At 60.4% G+C, this 19592-nt stretch carries 19 protein-coding genes and 1 pseudogene; 10 read left to right on the top strand and 10 right to left on the bottom strand.

Going from position 1 to position 19592, the window contains the following annotated elements:
• Nucleotides 1-419 precede the first annotated feature (419 nt).
• The 3 genes from AWB68_RS30315 (at nucleotide 420) to AWB68_RS30305 (ending at nucleotide 2364) form a co-directional block, all read left to right on the top strand.
• Nucleotides 420-827, top strand: coding sequence for a DUF2384 domain-containing protein (locus tag AWB68_RS30315; protein WP_087648012.1), 408 nt, complete (start codon nucleotides 420-422; stop codon nucleotides 825-827).
• Nucleotides 824-1345: an RES family NAD+ phosphorylase gene (locus AWB68_RS30310; RefSeq protein WP_087648011.1), complete on the top strand. Its 522-nt coding sequence runs from the start codon at nucleotides 824-826 to the stop codon at nucleotides 1343-1345. Before AWB68_RS30315 ends, AWB68_RS30310 begins: the two co-directional genes overlap by 4 nt.
• Nucleotides 1346-1905: 560 nt before the next feature.
• Entirely contained in the window at nucleotides 1906-2364 is a 459-nt protein-coding gene (locus tag AWB68_RS30305; RefSeq protein ID WP_160110094.1) for a MarR family winged helix-turn-helix transcriptional regulator, read from the top strand.
• 394 nt (nucleotides 2365-2758) lie between these two features.
• Here AWB68_RS30305 and AWB68_RS30300 read toward each other — a convergent pair whose 3' ends face one another.
• The 8 genes from AWB68_RS30300 to AWB68_RS30270 all read right to left on the bottom strand — a co-directional run bounded on the left by AWB68_RS30300 (nucleotide 2759) and on the right by AWB68_RS30270 (nucleotide 10655).
• The gene (locus AWB68_RS30300; RefSeq protein WP_087648009.1) at nucleotides 2759-3073 is read right to left on the bottom strand and encodes a hypothetical protein; all 315 of its coding nucleotides are present in this window, start codon (nucleotides 3071-3073) and stop codon (nucleotides 2759-2761) included.
• Between the two features lie 110 nt (nucleotides 3074-3183).
• Nucleotides 3184-3321: a hypothetical protein gene (locus AWB68_RS48390; protein ID WP_160110093.1), complete on the bottom strand. Its 138-nt coding sequence runs from the start codon at nucleotides 3319-3321 to the stop codon at nucleotides 3184-3186.
• Nucleotides 3322-3575: 254 nt separating this feature from the next.
• A complete protein-coding gene (locus AWB68_RS30295) occupies nucleotides 3576-5300 on the bottom strand; it encodes an FAD-binding protein (RefSeq protein WP_087648008.1) in 1725 nt (574 codons plus the stop codon).
• A 66-nt stretch (nucleotides 5301-5366) separates the two neighbouring features.
• Complete coding sequence (locus AWB68_RS30290) at nucleotides 5367-6602, bottom strand: CaiB/BaiF CoA transferase family protein (protein ID WP_087648007.1); 1236 nt, start codon at nucleotides 6600-6602, stop codon at nucleotides 5367-5369.
• Nucleotides 6603-6783: 181 nt separating this feature from the next.
• Entirely contained in the window at nucleotides 6784-7617 is an 834-nt protein-coding gene (locus AWB68_RS30285; RefSeq protein ID WP_087648006.1) for an enoyl-CoA hydratase-related protein, read from the bottom strand.
• A 108-nt stretch (nucleotides 7618-7725) separates the two neighbouring features.
• The gene (locus AWB68_RS30280; protein ID WP_087648005.1) at nucleotides 7726-8997 is read right to left on the bottom strand and encodes a TRAP transporter large permease; all 1272 of its coding nucleotides are present in this window, start codon (nucleotides 8995-8997) and stop codon (nucleotides 7726-7728) included.
• Between the two features lie 11 nt (nucleotides 8998-9008).
• Nucleotides 9009-9542: a TRAP transporter small permease gene (locus AWB68_RS30275; protein WP_087648004.1), complete on the bottom strand. Its 534-nt coding sequence runs from the start codon at nucleotides 9540-9542 to the stop codon at nucleotides 9009-9011.
• A 12-nt stretch (nucleotides 9543-9554) separates the two neighbouring features.
• Nucleotides 9555-10655 carry a TRAP transporter substrate-binding protein gene (locus AWB68_RS30270; RefSeq protein ID WP_235028574.1) on the bottom strand — a complete coding sequence of 367 codons (1101 nt, stop codon included), beginning with the start codon at nucleotides 10653-10655 and terminating at the stop codon, nucleotides 9555-9557.
• Between the two features lie 352 nt (nucleotides 10656-11007).
• Here AWB68_RS30270 and AWB68_RS30265 point away from each other — a divergent pair, with 352 nt between their 5' ends.
• From AWB68_RS30265 to AWB68_RS30235, 7 genes are all read left to right on the top strand, one after another.
• Nucleotides 11008-11433: a MaoC family dehydratase gene (locus AWB68_RS30265; protein ID WP_087648002.1), complete on the top strand. Its 426-nt coding sequence runs from the start codon at nucleotides 11008-11010 to the stop codon at nucleotides 11431-11433.
• A 48-nt stretch (nucleotides 11434-11481) separates the two neighbouring features.
• Nucleotides 11482-12627 carry an acyl-CoA dehydrogenase family protein gene (locus AWB68_RS30260; protein ID WP_087648001.1) on the top strand — a complete coding sequence of 382 codons (1146 nt, stop codon included), beginning with the start codon at nucleotides 11482-11484 and terminating at the stop codon, nucleotides 12625-12627.
• Nucleotides 12628-12671: 44 nt separating this feature from the next.
• Nucleotides 12672-13865 carry a CaiB/BaiF CoA transferase family protein gene (locus AWB68_RS30255; protein WP_087648000.1) on the top strand — a complete coding sequence of 398 codons (1194 nt, stop codon included), beginning with the start codon at nucleotides 12672-12674 and terminating at the stop codon, nucleotides 13863-13865.
• Complete coding sequence (locus AWB68_RS30250; protein WP_087647999.1) at nucleotides 13862-14305, top strand: MaoC family dehydratase; 444 nt, start codon at nucleotides 13862-13864, stop codon at nucleotides 14303-14305. Before AWB68_RS30255 ends, AWB68_RS30250 begins: the two co-directional genes overlap by 4 nt.
• A gap of 189 nt (nucleotides 14306-14494) precedes the next feature.
• Nucleotides 14495-15388, top strand: coding sequence for a helix-turn-helix domain-containing protein (locus AWB68_RS30245; RefSeq protein WP_087647998.1), 894 nt, complete (start codon nucleotides 14495-14497; stop codon nucleotides 15386-15388).
• A 143-nt stretch (nucleotides 15389-15531) separates the two neighbouring features.
• Complete coding sequence (locus AWB68_RS30240; RefSeq protein WP_087647997.1) at nucleotides 15532-16752, top strand: glycoside hydrolase family protein; 1221 nt, start codon at nucleotides 15532-15534, stop codon at nucleotides 16750-16752.
• Between the two features lie 46 nt (nucleotides 16753-16798).
• Nucleotides 16799-17959 (top strand): fumarylacetoacetate hydrolase family protein, encoded by a 1161-nt coding sequence (locus tag AWB68_RS30235; RefSeq protein WP_087647996.1) that lies wholly within the window; start codon nucleotides 16799-16801, stop codon nucleotides 17957-17959.
• A 330-nt stretch (nucleotides 17960-18289) separates the two neighbouring features.
• Here the strand turns inward: AWB68_RS30235 and AWB68_RS30230 are convergent, their stop codons facing one another.
• A complete protein-coding gene (locus AWB68_RS30230; protein ID WP_087647995.1) occupies nucleotides 18290-19282 on the bottom strand; it encodes an ABC transporter substrate-binding protein in 993 nt (330 codons plus the stop codon).
• Nucleotides 19283-19316: 34 nt separating this feature from the next.
• Nucleotides 19317-19592: pseudogene (locus tag AWB68_RS30225) on the bottom strand (gfo/Idh/MocA family oxidoreductase); the annotation flags it as partial.

Raw genomic sequence — 19592 nt, 5'->3', positions numbered from 1 at the left:
TCATAACGGCAGCCGGCGCGGAAACTTTAGGCCCAGGGTGTCTTACGTCGCCCGGCTCGGCCAGCGCGCCACGACCCCGGCATACTGTACGTATACACAGGGGCCAGATATGTCGGTGTTTCAGAACGAAGACCGTACGAAGTGCTGCATGCGCTGCGAGCATTGGGGTTTTGAGAACGGGCACGTAACGCTATGCGCCCGGGGCCCCGGCGTGCAAGCCATTGCACGCCCAGAATTCGGATGCGCGTTCTTCACCCGAGCGATCGAACTCGACGATGAGGCCGCACCCGGCAGGGGCAAGCGGCCGATGTTGCCGCCAGTGCGATGACGGTTGTCGTTTTATACGCCGCCCTGCGATCCCATCCCGTGATTCTGATCTTGTGCTATTATTGTGCACACATTGTGCACGGAGCGCCTCGATGAATTCGGAATCCCTTCTCGTTCGTTCGAGCGCAGGCTCCAGCTTCGACCAATTCATTGCATCGCTTCGCGACCCGGACAGTCCCGCGCCAATCGTATCTGCCCGTCGTTTTGGCGAGGCCCTGCATATCGACTTGCAAACGCTCGCTCAGCAGGCGCACGTGCATCGAAATACGCTGAGTCGTCAGCCCGCCTCGGAGAGCGTTCAGCGATTTCTGCGGGACGCCCTCCGCGTTATCCGCGCGGCAACGGACGTTTCGGGTGACGTCAATCAGACATTATTTTGGTACAGGAATGAACCGTTGCCTGTCTTCGACTACAAAACCGCTGAGCAACTGGTATCAGATGGCCGGACTGATGACCTGCTTCGCTATGTTTCATCTCTCGAAGCAGGCGCCGCAGGATGATCCTCAAAGCTTTATCTGAGGTCACGGCGTACCGAATGCACGTTCCAAAGTGGGCTGTCGCGCCGACGAGTGGCGCTGGCGCTGGGAGACATGGCGGTCGAGCTAACCGCGTTGGACTCAACGCCCTCTACCTTGCGCTAGACGTCAACACCGCCGTACGGGAATATCAACAGATCTCCCCATTGATGCCGCCCGGCACGCTCGTCAGTTACCAGTTGACCGTCGACCCTATTGTCGATTTCACCGGAGGGTATCAAAGCGGCAAGTGGCCTCCCCTTTGGGAAGATTTCTATTGTGACTGGCGTGGATGCTGGTTTAATCAGCGCATCGAACCGCCAAGCTGGATAATCGGTGACGAGGTTATTGCGACAGGTGCAAAAGCGATTCTGTTCAGGTCACATCTGTCGCCGGACGGAGTGAACTTGGTGCTGTACGTGGATGAGCTTGGGACGGCAGATCGACTTGAGGTGTATGACCCGCAGGGTGCACTCCCGCGAAACCAATCCTCTTGGCCTTAAAAGCGGTGCAGCGCACGGCCCGCCCCCTTCAGTGCGATGCTACCTGAGGGTAAGTAACACGGTGCGTAGGGACGCACGACGTCACCTCGCCTCGCGTTCCAACTCTGCGCCGATGTCACGGACTGAGACAAATTACAAGGACGTCGGCAAGCGAATATATTGCTTAGGAAAACTAAACTTGGTTGATCAATCGCTTTATGTAAAATGCGCACCGCCTGATGAGCTCGTTTCGCGCGCGTGGAGTCATGCTCGACTGCGTCCTTGAATTCCGGATGCTTCGCAAACAGAGAAACTGTACGGTATGAATTGTGCTGCGCTCGATTCGATCTCACAGACGTTTCGGGCGGCGAGCCGGTATCGTCGGTCGTGCGCGTGGCCGCCGAAGGCTCCGAGACAACGCTCAACGGGAAAAAGTACCGTCGTGCTGACATGAGGTTTCGAGACTGCAGCCGCATGCTCCAGACATGGCGCGCCGTACACTCCCTGCCATACGCGTACCCGCATCGTGTTCTCAAGCGCGCCCCCCGTTTAAACCTGCGATTTCGGTCTCTCACGAAGCGATGCTCGTCGACGGCAATGACGAGAAATTTCGCCACGTACTGTTCCTCACAAGGTTGTTTGCCGACCGGCTCAGCATGAATCTCGAGGTGGTCGCTAGCAAGATCGGTCTTAGTCAGAATCAGTACGTCATTTTGTTGGCGATCGCTCATTCCCAAGGCAAGGGCGGCGTAACGATTCGGGACGCCGCACGCTATGCACTCATGGCATCCACCCACGTTACAACACAAGCAGGAGCACTTATTCGGAAAGGCCTCGTGCTGAAGCAACCTAACAAGGAAGACGGGCGTAGCGTCCTGTTGTTGCTCACCCCAAAAGGCGAGAAAGCCATGGAACTTATTGCGCCGATTCGACAAGAGTTCAACGATGCTATGTTCTTGGGCGTCTCTCGTCCATCGCTTCTGGCTGCCGCCAAATTCTTGAGCAGGTCACTGCAAATAGTGAACGGGCACTTTCCTTGATTGCAGAAACATGCGGAACCGAAGATCAGTCCTCCCAGAAAGCCCAGCAATAGCGCCTAGATACTGATATGCATCACTCGGGGTCAGCGTGGTTTGCTAGACCTTCGCTGTATCGAACTTTCATCGATTACCTCCTGCCAATTGGTACTGGCGCACTTCACTCACGTGAATGGGGCAGCCCGGACATCTTCATCAACTTCGTCGCGCAGCTCGAGCAGACGTATCATGGCGGGCACCAGCCTAACCTTCGGCGGCAGGACCTTCTTGGCAGCCGACATCGAGACCATCGTCGTGTTCCTAGCACACGGGTCGCAGACCAACCTATTTTCCAAGACAGCGAAGCTTCAGGCGCATCTGACGTTAGCCACCTGCGGTCAATCGCATCGCTTTGCGGTCACGGGACCATGCCATCCAGTCGCAGGATCTCGACATCGGGCGGGGCGACAAGGATCTCGCTGAACGCGTGCATCCAGCTCGCAGTCTCGTCGCTCGAGCCGATGCCTTGATGACGCAGATCATCGAGCTGATCAAGGTGCGTCAGCTCGACCTCGAACTGTAGCGCTGCCCCACCTCCGCGGCGCGTCAAAGGTACGAGCAACCGTGCGTTCAGACCGTTAGCCTTGGCTGCCTCGACTTCCCGACGAATGAAATCGATCGCACGATGGCGATTCAATGGCAGTACGTCATACGAAAAACGAGCAAGGTACATGGCGAAACCTGCTGTCTAGGTGATGCGGCGGATGCCGAATGCTTATTATAGCCGCCGCTGGTTCCGCTCTCATACCATGAGGCAAACTGACCCGTCAAATCTGGGTTGGATCAGCGCATCTGCGCGCCGACGGCCGTTTGAGGGACTCCGCCGCTACGCAAGGCGCGTGCGGACTCGCGCAGCAGTACGGTGGGCGGCGAGTCGCGGTCCGGAATGACGTGGATGTGCATGCCCACGTTATAAACCATTCAGTTCTCACCAATGGGAAGCAGTGACGCTGCGCTCCAGGGGATGCCGATCGAACGTCAAGGCCACGCGACCGACATCCGCGCACGCAGGCCCCGTTATCTGGGCGGAGCCGACGTTCGAACGTCCGCATGAAGGCGTGGGCCAACGTCTGCAGATGGCCGCTCGCAGTCCCACGCAAGCGGCATACGCAACTCAGCCACCGGAAGCGATTTGCGCTGCTCGACGCGTTCGGCAGCCCAGCTCGGCTACCGACTTACGACGGCAGATCCGCCAGCCGCCCGAACCACAGACCTTCAGGCACGTTCCGCTCGAGGAATATGTTGCTGGCGAAGTCCGGGTTGCGCTCAGGAAAGTCTTCGCGGTAGTGACCGCCGCGACTCTCACGCCTGGCAAGCGATGCCGAAGCCATCAATTCACCGACCTGGATCAAGTTCGCCAATTCGATGCCCCGCATGAGCTCCGCCGGTGTGCCGATCACCGTGTCCTGAAACAACTGGTCTCGCGTCTCCCTGCAGACCCGCCTGAAAGTCTGAAGCCCGGCTTCCTCGCGCACGATCAGCAAATACCGGTTTGCACACTGCTGAATCCGTGCTTTCAGTTCGTCCAGCGCGTGCCTGCCCTTTCGGCGGAATTGCGTGGCGACCGTGCGGTTGTCGTCCAAGGCCCCGGTAGTCGCGCGGTGCGTGATCTTTTTCGCGCGTTCGGCCGCGGCGAGGCCCGCCCGGCGGCCGAAGACCTGGCACGTCAGGGCCATATTGCCGCCGAGACGGTCGGCGCCATGTGGACCCGCTGCCACTTCACCCGCAGCGAACAGACCCTTCAGATTGGACTGTGCGTTTTCGTCTATATACAAACCGCCGTTGATCGCATGCGCGGAGCAGGTGATCTGCACTCTGTCCCGATAAAGGTCGACGCCGTGCCCCTTATACCATTGGCAGGTTAGCGGCCACATCCTTGCGATGCTTCGGCTCTTATCGGCCAGTATCGATTCGAGATCGCATCCGGCGAAGTCGAGAAACACGCCGCCTTCAGCCGTGCCGCGGCCATCGTTGAGCGCCTTCTGAATCGAAATTTCGACGTAGCGTGAGATGTCGCTTGAGCTGAATGGAAAGTGCCGCTCTTTTTGCCGAATGACATCAGCCTGAGCGAGCCCCGTCGGCAGATAGTCAGGGACGAACGCCCTGCCATCGCGGTCGGTGAGATTCGGGTGAGCGTCCCACAGGTAGTTGCCGAACAGGTTGACCAAAGGCGTCAGCACGCTCACACCGGCCTGCATGAACTCCATGTTGACCAGTCGCGCGCCCGCGCGATAAGCCATTGCATAGCCGTCGCCGGTAATGTCCGATGGATACAGGTTTTGGGCGAACAGCTGACTTGCACCGCCGGTGGTAAGAATCGTCGACTTGGCACGGATCAGCACCGGGTTTCCATCCGAATCGATCGCGTAAGCGCCCAGACATTCGCCGTCCTGCGAAAGCAAGTCGACGAGCATCAACCGGTCCATGACCTTGATGCCTCGCCGGGACGCTTCGGTCCCCAGCGATTTCACGATTGGTTTGAAGTGCTCATGAATCACATGCGAGCGCGGCTTGGAGGAAAAGCATGCGCGAAAAACCAGGTAGTGGTCATCCTCGCGCTCAAACTTTACGCCGTACTGTTCGAGGTAGCGCAGGGAGTCATACGCTTCGTTCGCGAGAATCGCGCTCAAGCGCGGGTCGGCCATGCCTTGAGCGGCATGCAGGATATCGGCGAGAAAAACATCAGGATTATCGCTGGGATCCCCTGCTCCGTCCGGCACATTGAAGGCGCCTACTTCAGCTACGCTATGAAACGTCGCGCCGCTTTTGCGAAATTGGCCTTTGATCACAACCAGCACGTCAGCGCCGCTGGAATCTGCCTCGAGCGCAGCCCGCAGCGCAGCGCCGCCGCTGCCAACGACCAGCACATCCGTACTGACTTCTCTGTACCTGTCAGTCATGCCTGCTTCTCCTGTTTTCATCGACACGCGCGGCACGTTCGCCGCCTGGATGGCTTTATCCTCGCTTCACGCAACTCCGCCTTTTGCCGCGTCCGCGGCAACGGCCTCGGCATCGTCGGTAACGCCGATTACGCCGTCCGCCAGCAACGAGTCGATCATCGGCCGATTCATCCCCAACCCTGACAGGATGTCGATCGTGTGCGCGCCCAATCGTGGCGGCGGCGTGCGGATAGCCGGCGCGCTGCCGTTGTAGCGCACCGGGTGATTGACGAGCGTCACTGGGCTGCCGGTTGCACCTTCGACTGTCTCGAAGCTCTTCAAGTGGCGCACCTGCGGATCGGCGACCACCTGCGCATAATCGTTGACGCGCGTGTGCCAGACATGATGCCGCTCGAAGAGTGGCAACCAGTGCGCCGTCGTGTCCTCCGCAAGCCGGCGCGCAAGCCGGTCGGAGATTTCCTGCTGCGCGTCGAATGCACGTTTCGCGGGAATCCGTTCCTTTTCCGGGATCTCGAGGATCTGATAGATGATGTCGAGAGGACTCAGCGACAATGCGATGAAACCGTCTGCTGTTGCGTATATGCCGTACGGTGCGGGGAAGTACCAACCTGATACACGCCCCGCCTGTCGCATGTCGTCATGGCCGTCGCCGTTCAGAAAACACGTGAGAGACTCCTGTTGCAGATCGAGCGCAGCCGCCAGCAAGCTTACGTCGACCCGGCAGCCCTCGCCCGTACGCTCTCGGTTGAGCAGTGCCGTCAGAATGCCGTTCGCATACAGTGCAGCGCCGTGATGATCGACGACGGACACGCCCACCGCGCGCGGGCCGTCCTGCCGGGTTCCCGTGATTGTCGCGATACCCGACATGGCCTGAATGATCAGGTCCTGCCCCGGCCGGCTGGCATAGGGTCCGTCCGGACCGAATCCCGAGCCGGACGCATAGATGATGTCCGGCTTGACTGTCTTGAGTGCCTCGTAACCCAATCCCAGCTGTTCCATCACACCGGGACGGTAGTTCTCGGCGACCACGTCGACTTGAGGCAGCAAGCTCCTGACGATTTCGATCGCCCGCGGGTCCTTGAGATTCAGCGCCAGACTGCGCTTATTGCGATTACCCATCAGAAGCAGCATCGTCTGCCCATCGATGGCGCGGTTCGCGCCGCCCCACTTGCGCTGAAATGCGCCGTCGACAGGTTCGACCGATATGACTTCGGCCCCGCAATCGGCGAGGTGCTGCACGCCCAAAGGCCCCATCAGAAAATGATTGAAGCTGAGAATGCGGATACCATTCAGCCCGTTCATGCAATCTCCGTTACGTCGTGAGTCCGGCTATCTGGTGAGGTGGACCAAGGCCCTACTGAACTCCGCGTTGGCCCTGACCATTCGAAAGACCGCGGCGTGGATACCTGCATCGAAGCCGGTCAGAACTAGAGGCAAGCGTCGCCCATCGCCGTCGAGAGGCGCATGCGCGACGCACCAGTGGTCAGCGCCCCTTAAAGTGCGGCGGCCGCTTTTCGACGAATGCGCGGTGGCCTTCGGCGCGATCCTCGGTCTTGAACACGTCGAGATTCGCCTGATGCTCGCACTCCAGGCCTCGTTGAAGGTTGGTCTCGAACGAATCGAGCACGGCGCGCTTGGCCAGTCGGACCGCGAGCGGCGCGCGGGCGGCGATCAGCGACGCGATCTCGATAGCGCGCGCGATGCTGCGTGCCGGCGGTACGACCTCGGTCACAAGTCCGTGGCGCTCGGCCTCGGCTGCCGTCAGCGGCTCGCCGGTAAGCACGAGTTTCATCGCCAGTGTCTTGCCGAGCACCCGCGGCAGGCGCTGGGTGGCGCCATCGCCCGGGAGGGCGCCGATGACGATCTCTCGCTGCGAGAAGGTCGCGTCGTCCGCCGCGACGACGATATCGGCCAGCATCACCAGCTCGTGGCCACCACCGATGGCGAAGCCGTTGACTGCCGCGATCAGCGGCTTCGGAAACGTTTCGATCGCCTTCCAGCTCGCGAGGCGCACCGGGTCCGCATACGCTGCGACCCCGCGTGCCGCCATGTCGGCAATATCCGCCCCCGCGCTGAAGAAACGCTCGCCGCCGGTGAGCACGACAGCCCTGACGTCGTAGCTGACTTCGGCTGCCGCGAGCACGCGCGCCAGTTCCGCCAGCAGCGGCACACACAGCGCATTGCGCTTATCGCGATGATTCAACGTGATCAACCAGACGAACTCAACTGGTTGTTCCAGCTTCAGGTACTGCAGGTCCTCGCATGCGGCCAGCGGGACCGGCGCCGCGCCGCTTCGCTCGATGTGAGCCGTGTTCATGATGAGCCTCTCGGTAATTCGATCGCTTTGCGCGTGCGAACAGTCGACGCATATGGGGTCGTGGAGATTGGGCCAGTGGCGTGCAGCCGGCGACCAATCGTCCTCGTGTTATTTGATTGCCAGCAAGTGCGGCAGAAAGCGCGGGATATGCGGGAAGACAATGATCAGCAGCAGGTCGACCGCCAGCGCGAAGATGAACGGCAGGATCGCCCGAGTCGCTTTTTCGACGGACACACCGCCGATCGACGCAGCCGTAAAAAGGCAAAAACCGATCGGTGGCAGGTTGATGCCGATGGCCGAGTTGACGAGTACGATGACGCCGAACACTACCGGGTCGATATGCATCTGCACGACGAGCGGCAGAAACACAGGGATCACCACCGCGATACTCGAGATCGTTTCCAGTACCGTATGGGCTACCAGAAGGAAGAGATTGATCAGGATCAGCAACACGAACGCGCTGGTCGTCACGGCCAGGAAGCTGTTGGCGACGTGCAACGGAATCTGCGCCTCAATCAGATAGCGGCCGAGCACGAACGCGAGCCCGAGAAGAAACGATACCCGCGTGGTATTGATGGCCGTGCGCGTGAGTATTTCCCTGAAGTGCGACAGCTTGAGCGACTTGAAGATGACGGCGCTCACCAGCGTCACATAGAGCGCCGCGACGACGCCTGCTTCAACCGGCGTGAAGACGCCGCCGAGGATGCCGCCCAGAATGATCACGGGAGTCAACAATGCCCAGATCGCCTGTCTGAACGTGGTCCACAGCCGCTTGGCGGAGAACGCCTCGACCGCCGTATAGTTCTGGCGCACGGCAGTCACGTAGTTCACGAGCATGAAGGAAACGACCACCAGCAGCATCGGCACTATCCCCGCGACGAACATCGTTCCGACCGAAACGTTGGCGGTGTAGGCGTACACCAGCATGCTCATCGACACGGGCGACAGCAGTCCGAGTGAGCCCGCTGCCGACTGCAGCGCCACTGCGAACGCGCGTGAATATCCCTGCTTGACCATCCCGGGGATCATGACCGAGCCGATTGCTGCGGTATCCGCGGTCGCCGAACCGGAGAGGTCGGCGAAGAACATGCTCGCAACGATCGTCACCTGCCCGATGCCGCCGCGCATAAACCCGACAAGCGCCTGCGAAAAGTCGATGATCCGGCGCGAGACGCCGCCCGCATCCATGATTGCGCCTGTCAACATGAAGAACGGGATGGCCAGCAGGCCGACGTTATTCAGGTTCGAAAACAGCTGCTGCGGAATCACCAGCAGCGGGGTTCCATTCAGCGTCAATGCAATCGTCGCCGCAATGCCGATGCAAATGGCCACCGGTACACCCAAGCCAAGAAACCCGGCGCCTAGAGCGAGTGCCCACATGTTGATTCACCTCAGATATGTTCGGAGACGCCCTGCAACAGAGACGGCCTCGTTTGCGCGCCGGGCGCGAGATGGGAAACCGCGATTCGCACCGCGGAATGAAAGACCAGCAGTGCGCCGCAGACGGGAATCGAGAGATACGGGTACACCATCGAGATCGGCAGAGAGGTCGCGGTTTCGGTGCCCATCAGATCCAGCATATCGCCACCGTACATAACGAACACCACTCCGAGCCCGAGGACGACACAGTCGGTCAGGTCCGCCAGTGTCTGCGCGAAGGCGGGCGGACAACGGTCGGCCAGTACCCGCACCTCCGGATGAACCCGCAGCTTGGCTCCTGCCGCCGCACCGAGGCACGTGAGCCACACGAACAGATAAGCCGCGAGCTCGTCGGACCACGACAGCGAGTTGTGCAGGATGAAGCGAAAGACCACCCCGAGGCCAGCGACGAGCACCATCATGAGAAGTAGTCCACCGCAGAGGAACAACGTGATCTTCAGGACCAGGTCGTCGATAAACAGGAGATTACGGGCAAGCTTTTCCATCGCACTCTCCCTTCATTTTGAAGCGACAGCGGACTTGTCGGCCGCCTTGATTTCCTGATAAAGCGCCTGGCCATCGGGAATGTCGCTGAGCAGGCTCTGGCGCGCCCTTTCGGTCGCGGCGGCCCACGGCGCTGTGTTGATCCCGGTCACCTGGGTGCCGTTCTTCTTCATAGTGGCGAGCGCGTCGTCGTACTCGTGCTTGTATTCCTTCACGTCATAGTCCGCGGCGACGGCGGCAGCTGCCTGAAACGCCTTCTGTTCGTCAGGCGAAAGACGCGTCCAGGCGCTCTTGCTCATTGCCAGCACCACCGGCAAGTAGTTCACGTGGGTCAGGTAGTAATGCTTGGCGACATCGGAAAATTTGTCCTGGATGAACTGCTCCGGGGAGGTATCGCCACCGTCGACCAGGCCTTGCGAAAGCGCCAGAAATAACTGGTTATAAGGCAGCGGCGTCGGGTTTGCGCCCAGTGCCTTATAGCCCGCGATATAGCCGCGACTCTGCATCACTCGCACTTTCATATCCTTCATGTCACCGAGCGAGCCAACGGGCTTTTTCGCAGTGAACAGATTGCGTTCGCCCACCGACAGCCACGTCAGGCCGATCATGTTGACCGTGGGCATCATGTCGAGGAACTTGCGGCCGACCGGTCCTTGCAGAACCCGGTTGGCGTCTTCGATGCTGCTAAAGAGATAAGGCGTATCGAAGATCTGCCACTGCTTGATCGTGTTTCCGATCGGCGCCTGCGCGGAAATCATGAGCTCCTGGGTGCCGGTGCGCAGCGCTTGCGCCATCTGCACTTCGCCGCCGAGCTGTGACTGCGGGAAGATCTCGATCCTGACCTTGCCGTGGGTTCGCTGCACGACCTCCTTCGCGAACACCTGGGCGGTCAGCTGATAGTGGTTGTCCGGAGCGAGGGTGTGGCCCAGCTTCATGACGATCGGCTCGTCGGCACGGGCAAAGCTTGCGACAACGACGCCTGCTGCGAGCAGCGTACCTACCATCACGGCGCGTCCTGCGCGGCGCGCGCTAAAGAATGATTTCATTTCGTCTCCTTCCGTACTGGAATGTAATTTTCGCGCCGCATCAGGTCGATCCGTCTGCAGGCGCTTCAATTATTCGTGAGTGCACGCAACGGGCGTTAGGACCGGCCGCCCGATTTCTTGTACTTTTTAACGGCGTCTTCGATAGCAAGCGTTTCCCGGACTGTCTGGCGATTTATCCGGCGCACAAGGGGGGAAACCCCGGCGATACTGACGAGTGGCTGACCGGGGGCTATCTGCGGGCTCCTTGCGGATCGGCGAAGACTGAAATCACCGCGTGCGTGCAGTCAAAAAAGTCCAAGCATTCGCCCAAACCGTCCTAACGGTCAGCAACCCGCACTGATTAAATTTGAGTCACGCCCGCCGCCCCCCATCAACAAGGAACAGGCCGGCTCCTCAACTGACTCTCACTTTCAGAACCGCCATGGCCAAACGCCCGCACATGGATTGTTACGCGGTCGGTGACACTGCCGATTTCGCCAAGACCGTAACTGAATTCGATATCTACGGCTTCGCCGGAATCGTCGGCGATTTCTATGCCGTGCATTTGAACGAGGAATTCGCCAAAACCACGCGCTTCGAAAAACGCATCGCGCAAGGATGTCTGTCGGTCGGCTTCTTATCGACTGTGATGGGCTATATGGCGCAAAAGGCGCCGAGCCCCGGTGCGGTTTCTTACCGCTACGACATCACGTTCAACGCGCCGGTATTTATCGGCGACACGGTCACTGCCCGGCTCACGCTGCGCGAGAAGGACGACGAGCGCAACCTATGCGTGTTCAGAGCAGAGGTCACGCGCCAGGACGGCACGGTGGTCGCATCTGGCGATACCTATCTGAAGGTGCTGTAACACAGCGCCCTGCCTTTAACCCCTCTTTCGCTTTTCACAGAGTCGAACATGCCGCATTGGTTAAACGAACAACACACCGCGATACGCGACGCCGTGCGCCGTTTCGCGGAAAACGAAATTGCTTCTGTCTCGGAAGAGCTTTGGGAAGCGGAAGCCTTTCCTTACGACATCTGGAAGCGTGCCGGCGAGTTCGGCTTCGCCGGCCTGCCCTATCCGGAGAGTTGGGGTGGCGGCGGTGGCGAATGGCTTTCCTATGTGATCGTGTTGGAAGAACTCGCACGGGTAGATTGCGCGATCGCCAACTCGCTCATGGCCAATTCGACGGTCGCGAGCCTGCTCTCCAACTATGGCACCGATGAGCAAAAGGACCGCTATTTGCGCCCTATCCTCGACGGCCGCAAGGTCGGCGCGATCGGATTATCCGAGCCCAACGCGGGCTCCGACGCGGCCAACATCGCGACGCGTGCGACGCTGGAAGGCGACCGATGGATCATCGATGGATCAAAGACCTTCATTAGCAACTCCGGCACGGAAGTGACCGGACCAGTCGTCATCGCCGCGGTAACGGGCACGCGCCCTGACGGCCGCAAGGAAATTTCCAACTTCATCGTGCCCAACGGCACCCCCGGTTTCAGCTACGGGCGCAAGCTGCGCAAGATCGGCTGGCGCGCATCGAGCACCTACGAGTTGTACTTCGAGCGCTGCGCGATCCCGGCCGCCAACCTGCTCGGCGAACGCGGTGCGGGCTTGCGACAGACGCTCGCCCAGATCAGCACGGGCCGAATCCTGATCGGCGCGCTCGCGCTAGGCATCCTGCAGGGTTCACTAGATCGGTCGATCGCGTACATGAAGGAGCGGCGCGCATTCGGCAAGCCGATCGCCGAGTTCCAGGCGCTGCAGTTCAAGATCGCTGACATGGCGGCCCACGCGCACGCCGCGCGGCTGATGCTCTACGATGCCGCCGCGCTGAAAGATGCGGGCGTTCGCTTCAATCAGCAGGCGTCGATGGCCAAGCTTTTCGCCACCGAGCGCGCGATGGAGGCGGCTCATCAGGCGTTGCAGATACATGGCGGGTACGGCGTGATGAGCGAGTACCCGGTGTCGCGCGCATTCGGCGACGCCAAGGTGCTGGAGATCGTCGAGGGGACCTCGGAGATTCAAAGAATGATCATTTCGCGAAACCTGCTTGCCTGAGCCCTCAGTCAAACAGATACGGACACGCGGTCAGGAGACAAGTCATGCTGGAAGGCATCAAGGTGTTAAGTTTTACCCACTTCTTGCAGGGCCCCGCCGCCGTGCAGATGTTGGCCGACGTCGGCGCGGACGTGATCAAGATCGAACCGCCGGGCGGCGCGTTCGAGCGCAGTTGGACCGGCTTCGACGCGTATGTCGAAGGGGTGAGCATGTTCTTCCTGCTCGGCAATCGCAATCAGCGCAGCATCTCGCTGGATCTGCGCGACGAGTGCGCGCGAGAGATCGTCTGGCGGCTGATCAAGGAAGCCGATGTCCTGATCGAAAACTACCGCCCAGGCGTCCTGCAGCGCATGGGCTTCGGTTACGACGATGTACGCGAGATCACTCCGCGGCTCGTGTACTGTTCGTGCACCGGCTACGGGTCATCGGGGCCATATCTCAAGCGGCCAGGGCAGGACCTGCTGCTGCAGGCCATAAGCGGCATGACGATGCTCTCCGGCGAAGCCGATTCCCCGCCCACGCCAGTCGGATCCGCGATCGTCGACCAGCACGCGGCGGCGTTGGCAGCCTTCGGCGTCGTCGCGGCCTTGCAGGCGCGTGAACGTACTGGCAAAGGCACGCTGGTCGAAAGCAATCTGCTCAACGCGGCGCTCGATCTTCAGATCGAGCCGTTCACCTACTACCTGAACAAGGGGCCACTCTGGCCGCGCACAAACCCGCCGACCGGCAGCCGGTTCCATCCGGCACCCTACGGGATTTACCGGACTCTCGACGGCTGGATCGCCGTTTCGCTGACGCCCATTGAGAAGCTGGCGGCGGCCTTGTCTCAACCCATGCTCGCCGGGTTTTCGCACCCAAAGGACAATGTGCGCCGCCGCGACGAATTGAACCGCATCGTGTACGACGCGCTGACCACGCGCACGACGGCCGACTGGATGACGACCTTCGACGAGCACGACATCTGGTACGCGCCCGTGAACGATTACGATCAGGTCGAGGCCGACCCGCAAGTGGCGCACAACCGCATCATCATGGAGGTCGACCATCCGCAGGCCGGGCCGGTTCGTTTGCTCGCGCATCCGGTTCGATACGACGGCGCAGCACCACCGCTCACCCGTCAGCCGCCGCGCCAAGGCGAGCACACCCGCGAGGTGCTCGCCGAACTGGGCTACGAGCCGCACGAAATCAATACGCTGGTCGAAGCCGGCACAGCGCTGACCGAGCGGAGAACGGCATGAACACTCATCTGAATCAGAGCCACGAGATGCTGCGCTTTGACGATATCCAGATTGGCCGCTGCCAGATCCTCGTGCGTACCATTGCGGAAAGTGACGTGAACGCTTTCGGCCATCTGTCGGGCGACCTGAATCCGTTGCACATGGATCAGCACTTTGCGGCACGCACGCCATTCGGCCAGCGCGTGGCGCACGGCCTGCTGACCGCGGCATTGGTGTCGACGACGCATACCGGGTTGACCGGTCCCGGCTTCGTCTACGTTGGGCAGGAGTTGCGCTTTCTCGGACCGGTCTTCATCAACGACACGATCAAAATCCATGTGACCGTAGTCGAGAAGAAACCCGCCAAGCGCATCCTCGTGATGGACACGATGGTTCGCAATCAGGACGGCGAGCCGGTGCTGACCGGACTGTCGGCGCTGAAGGAATTGCGTTTCCAATGAGCTGACAATCAGCACGCGAGGCGGAACCTGTGCGGGTTTTCGACAACAGCCGTCACGCCGCTTTGCTAATTACAATTACACTACTTTCGATGCCGAACCGGCGAAGGAGATACAGCACGCTTGACTTAGCTGGGAGGTCAGCTGGCTAAGCGAGCCAGGTAAGTGCGCTGGATGCAGGAGACAAATCAGATGCCTAGCGGTTGTGGTTGTGAGTTGCCGGTCTTCAAGATCGCCCACTACGAGTATGGGTCGCGAATCAAGTCGATCGATTTTCATCTCGCGCCTCTCGAAGATATGAAATCGACGTTGCCGTATCCTCATCGGCACGAGTTCTATCACATCGTCTGGGTCGAGTCGGGCAGCGGTCACCACATCATCGACTCGATTCGCTACGAGGTGCGGCCCAATACGCTGTTTTTCATGGCCCCCGGCCAGATCCACGATTTCGCGTTGTCCGAAGACACCGTCGGGCACGCGATCAGTTTCTCGTCCGAATTTTTCGCGTTCAAGGTGCAGAACCGCCATTCGCAGACCGAGATTCCCGTCTACGATTTCGAGCGAATTCCGAACACGGTTTATATGAGCGACGCACAGGCTCAGGACCTTCATCGTGTGCTGGATGGAATCAATGCGGAATATCAGGGTGAAGAGGCAGGCTACGAGGACGTGATCTGGTCATATCTGCGGGTTCTGTTAATCAAGTCCGCGCGTCTGGGCGGCGACGCCGTCACCGAGGTCAATTCGTCCCGTAGCGTGCTGTTGTCGCGACGCTTCAAAAGCCTGCTGGAAAAACATTTCACCACGATCCACGACGTCGCTCGCTACGCATGCCTGCTGAACGTCACGGAACGCGCGCTGAACGATGCAACGCGCCAGGCGCTCGGCAGCACCGCGGCCAAGCTGATTCGTGAACGCGTGATGCTGGAAGCGAAGCGTCTGTTGCTGCATTCCGAGGTCAATGTGGCGGAGATCGCAACACAGCTTGCCTTCGACGACCCGGCCTACTTCAGCCGATGTTTTCGCAAGCATACGGGCCGCTCGCCAATCGACTTCCGCCGCAGCCTGGAAAAACTGAGCATCTGAAGCCGTGGCACGACAGACGTCCGGTGCGAGTAAAAAAGTCCAACATAAGCCGCACTTCGTCCTAACTGCCAGAACCGCCGCACTCCTAGAATTTGCGTGTCCCCGTCACTCGGGAAACGTGAAAGTAATCAGGAGACAAAGGCGTGAATGCTTCGTACCAAGATCAAGGGCTGTCCTCTGAACGGTCCGCCCTCTTCACCAGTATCCTCGATCGCATGGCGGCCAAAGTTGCAGAGGACGAGCCGACGCTCGGCGTCGAATTCCCTCAGATCACGGCGCCCGATGGAAAGTGGGTGCTGCTTCCGGCGTCGCTGTCCGCGGGCTACAGCGGTTCAGCGTGGAGCCACGGCAACTGGTTTTGCGGGTTCTGGGTCGGACTTCTGCTGACGTCGTATTTGCACACCGGCGAGGACAAATACCTCTCGTGGGCCCGCGAGCGCATGCGCCTCGTCGCGCAGCGCGCGCAGGACCCTAACACGCACGACATTGGCTTCATCTTTGACAGCAGCGCCGTCCCCGGTTATGAAATCACCCGCGACCCGTGGTACGCCCAGATTGCAATGGAAGCCGCGGACAAATTGCGCGCGCGTCTTGTCACCACGCGCAGCGGCGCCTATCTCGCTTCCTGGGGCCCGCTCGACGATCCGCGCGGACGCAGCGCCTCAGCTATCGATACGATGGCTAATCTATCGTTGCTATACTGGGCGGCGAACCATTCCGGGGACGGCAGTTATCGCCTCGCCGCCGAAGCGCACTCCGTCATGACCGCGAAGGCGTTTATCCGCCCCGACGATTCGACTTACCACGCGGTCGAGTACGACGTGACAATCGGTGTGCGCCGGCGCGGCTACACGTTTCAGGGCGCATTCGACGAATCGGCGTGGAGCCGGGGCCAGGCGTGGGCCGTCTATGGCTACGTGAACACGGCGCGTGAAACCGGCAAGCGCGTCTGGCTGGATCTTGCAGGGCGGCTAACGGCGTACTATCTGCGCCGGCTCGATGGTCGTCCGGTGCCACCTTGGGATTTCGACGCCACTGGCGCGGACGCGGAAATCAAGGACACTGCCGCAGCAGCGGTGATGGCGTCAGCGCTGATCGAGATGGGCCGTCTGCATCCCGATCCTGCCGATGCGGTTCGCTGGCGCGAACACGGACTTGCGATGCTCGAAGCTCTATGTCGTGACGAGTTTGCCTACGAACCTGCGCAGCGCGGACTCCTGAGGAATTCCTGCTATTCGAAGCCGCACAATGAAGGCGTCGACGGCGCGACGATGTTCGGCGATTTCTTCTTCGCCGAAGCGCTGAGTCGCGTTATGCTGCCAGGAAGGCTTCGGCCCGACACGCAATGCGTATCGCTCGCTTGAAGCGCACCTCCCTCGCGGTTCCCAACTCTCGCTAGCCAGTCCGTCCATGATATCGAACGATCTTCCGCATTTCGTACCTGCTGACCTACCCGGTGCCCTGCTGGTCGGACGCATCTGGCGAAACGCGCCGATAGACGGGCCGTCGGTCGTCGTTGTTCGTGCCGGTCAGGTCTTCGACATCACGGCGTCGGCGCCGACGACCTCCGATCTGTTCGAGCGCGTGGACCTGGTAGAGTTTGCGCGTCGCGTCGAGGGCGAGGCGCTCGGTCCCGTCGAGAACATCGGCCAAGCATTGCTCGCGCCATGCGATCTTCAGGCCATCAAGGCATGCGGCGTGACCTTTGCCGTGAGCCTGCTCGAACGGGTCATTGAAGAACAGGCTGCCGGCGACGCGACGCAAGCCGACTCAGTGCGCGCGACGATCGCGCAACTGATCGGCACTGATCTCTCCAGGATTCGCCCCGGCACGCCAGCTGCCGACAGTCTGAAGCGGGAACTGGAACGGCGCGGCGCATGGTCGCAGTATATGGAGGTCGGCATTGGGCCTGACGCAGAGGTGTTCACTAAGTCTCAACCAATGTCGGCAGTCGGCTACGGCGCGAACGTCGGGCTTCACCCGGCCTCCCACTGGAACAATCCCGAGCCGGAAATCGTTCTGGCGGTAAACAGCCGCGGAACGATCGTTGGTGCAACCCTTGGCAACGACGTCAATCTGCGAGACATCGAGGGCCGCAGTGCGTTGCTGCTCGGCAAAGCGAAAGACAACAACGGCTCATGCGCGATCGGTCCTTTTATCCGGTTGTTCGATGATCGCTTCACGATAGACTCGGTGCGGGCGGCCAGCGTGTCGCTCAGGATAGAAGGTGCGGACGACGGGTTCATTCTCGAAGGCGTGAGCCACATGCGCGAGATCAGCCGTGACCCAGAGGAACTCGTGGCCCAGACTGCCGGACCGCATCACCAGTATCCCGACGGCTTCATGCTGTTCCTCGGCACGATGTTCTCTCCGATTGAAGACCGGCATGCTCCGGGCAGCGGCTTCACGCATCACCTCGGGGACAAAGTGACGATTGCAACGCCGGAGCTCGGCGCACTTGTCAACACCGTCCAGTCGTCAACCGAGATCGCGCCTTGGCGATTCGGCGTGCGCGCTCTATACGAGGCCCTCGCAAAACGGCAGGCGCTTGCCCGCGCCGTGGGTAGGTAAGCGATGCGTAAATCAGCGCTGAGCGTGATAAGAAAGTTTCCGCGAGACCGTCGGTGACGGTCGGCCGAAGGCGGTCTGTCGCGTTGTGCTGACGCGGCCGAGCGCACTTTTTTATGTACAGGTGCGCGCTTGGGATGGTGGTGTCGTCGCTTGTCTAGAGACGGAACACCGCGACCGTTTCCTTCAACTGCCGCGCCTGTTGCTTGAGCAACTGCGCCGCTGCCGCCGCCTGCTCGACCGGTGCAGCATTCTCCAATCCCTTGACTAGACTAGAGTCCCCGACAACGCGAGCACCTCAGAATCTCCACCGGTACCACGCGGAAACGATTTCTAGATTTTGAAGCTTTCCAGTGTCGCGGGATGAAACAAATCTTCCGGCTCCAGTAGACGGCTCGACAACCCCTCCGCATGATGTCGTGAGAGAAACCGCGATAGCACATGGCGGTTCGCCTCGAAGCCATACGACCAGAAGTCATGGCCGAGCAACTGGCGCGCGGCACGCAGTTGCTCCTCGACGAATGGCAACGTGACCTTCGTCGCCGACGTATCGCTCAGCTTCGCGAGCGCTACCGCCTTCGACTTCTCGAACGCCTTCGCGACCGCGCCCGGCAGCCACGGATGCTGCTCGGCCAGCGAACGTCTGACGCCCAACAGATGCATGATCGGGAAGAGCTGTGTGCGCGAGTACCAGTCGGCAGCGGCCTTTTGCGGGTCGTTGAACAGGTACTTCACATTAGGATGACCGTTCGTGAAGCATGACGGCGCGCGCGGCCCGATCACCGCATCGATTTCGCCAGATGCAAGCAGGCCCGAAATCGTCTCATGATCGGGCGCGTTTTCGAGGCGCACGTCGGACGGCAAGTTAAGCTTGATCTTCTCCTGACGGCCGGTTTCCTCGTAGCCCCCCCGCACCCACGTCACGTCCGATGCCTTCAGACCGTGGTCTTCTTCAAGGAAAAGCCGCGCCCACACGTTGGCCGTCAACTGATACTCGGGCACGCCGATTCGCTTGCCCTTGAGATCGCCAGGCGTTTCGATGCCACGATCGTTGCGTACATAGATCGAGGTGTGACGAAACGCGCGTGACGGAAAGACCGGCACACCGATGTACGGGCTCGTGCCCGCAGCGGTCTTCACGCTGTAGCTGCTCAGTGACAGTTCGCAGATGTCGTAGTCGGCGTGACGGAATGCGCGAAAGAAGATCTCCTCCGGATTCTGCAGCATGAAGACCGGGTCGACGCCATCAATCAAAACCTCGCCATCCACCAAGGGCCGCATGCGATCGTAATTGCCCACCGCGACTGACAAATTCAGCTTGCTCATTCTCGTTTCCTTCAAAGGTTGTTAGACCGCGTGGTCATGCATCAATCCCGATGAGCACGTCGCGCTGTTCCTCGCTGGATCGCAACATCGCGAGGCATATCTCGAGCGTACCGCGCGCCCATTCGCCATCGTGCAATGGCACGACGTTGCCACGCGCGGCCGCGATCAGTTCATCGATCACTTCGACGCGCGGCACACTCGGCGCATCGAGCGCGATCCGTTCGCGGCGTTCATCGCCATACACGACGATGCAATCGGGCAGCGGTCGTAAATCGCCGCGCTCGCACGACACGATCAGCGGGCCGAAGTG

The sequence above is a fragment of the Caballeronia choica genome (genome assembly GCF_001544535.1).
Taxonomy (GTDB): domain Bacteria; phylum Pseudomonadota; class Gammaproteobacteria; order Burkholderiales; family Burkholderiaceae; genus Caballeronia; species Caballeronia choica.
The sequence above is the reverse complement of the archived record's forward strand: the minus strand, read 5'-3'. Positions and strand labels throughout refer to the sequence as shown.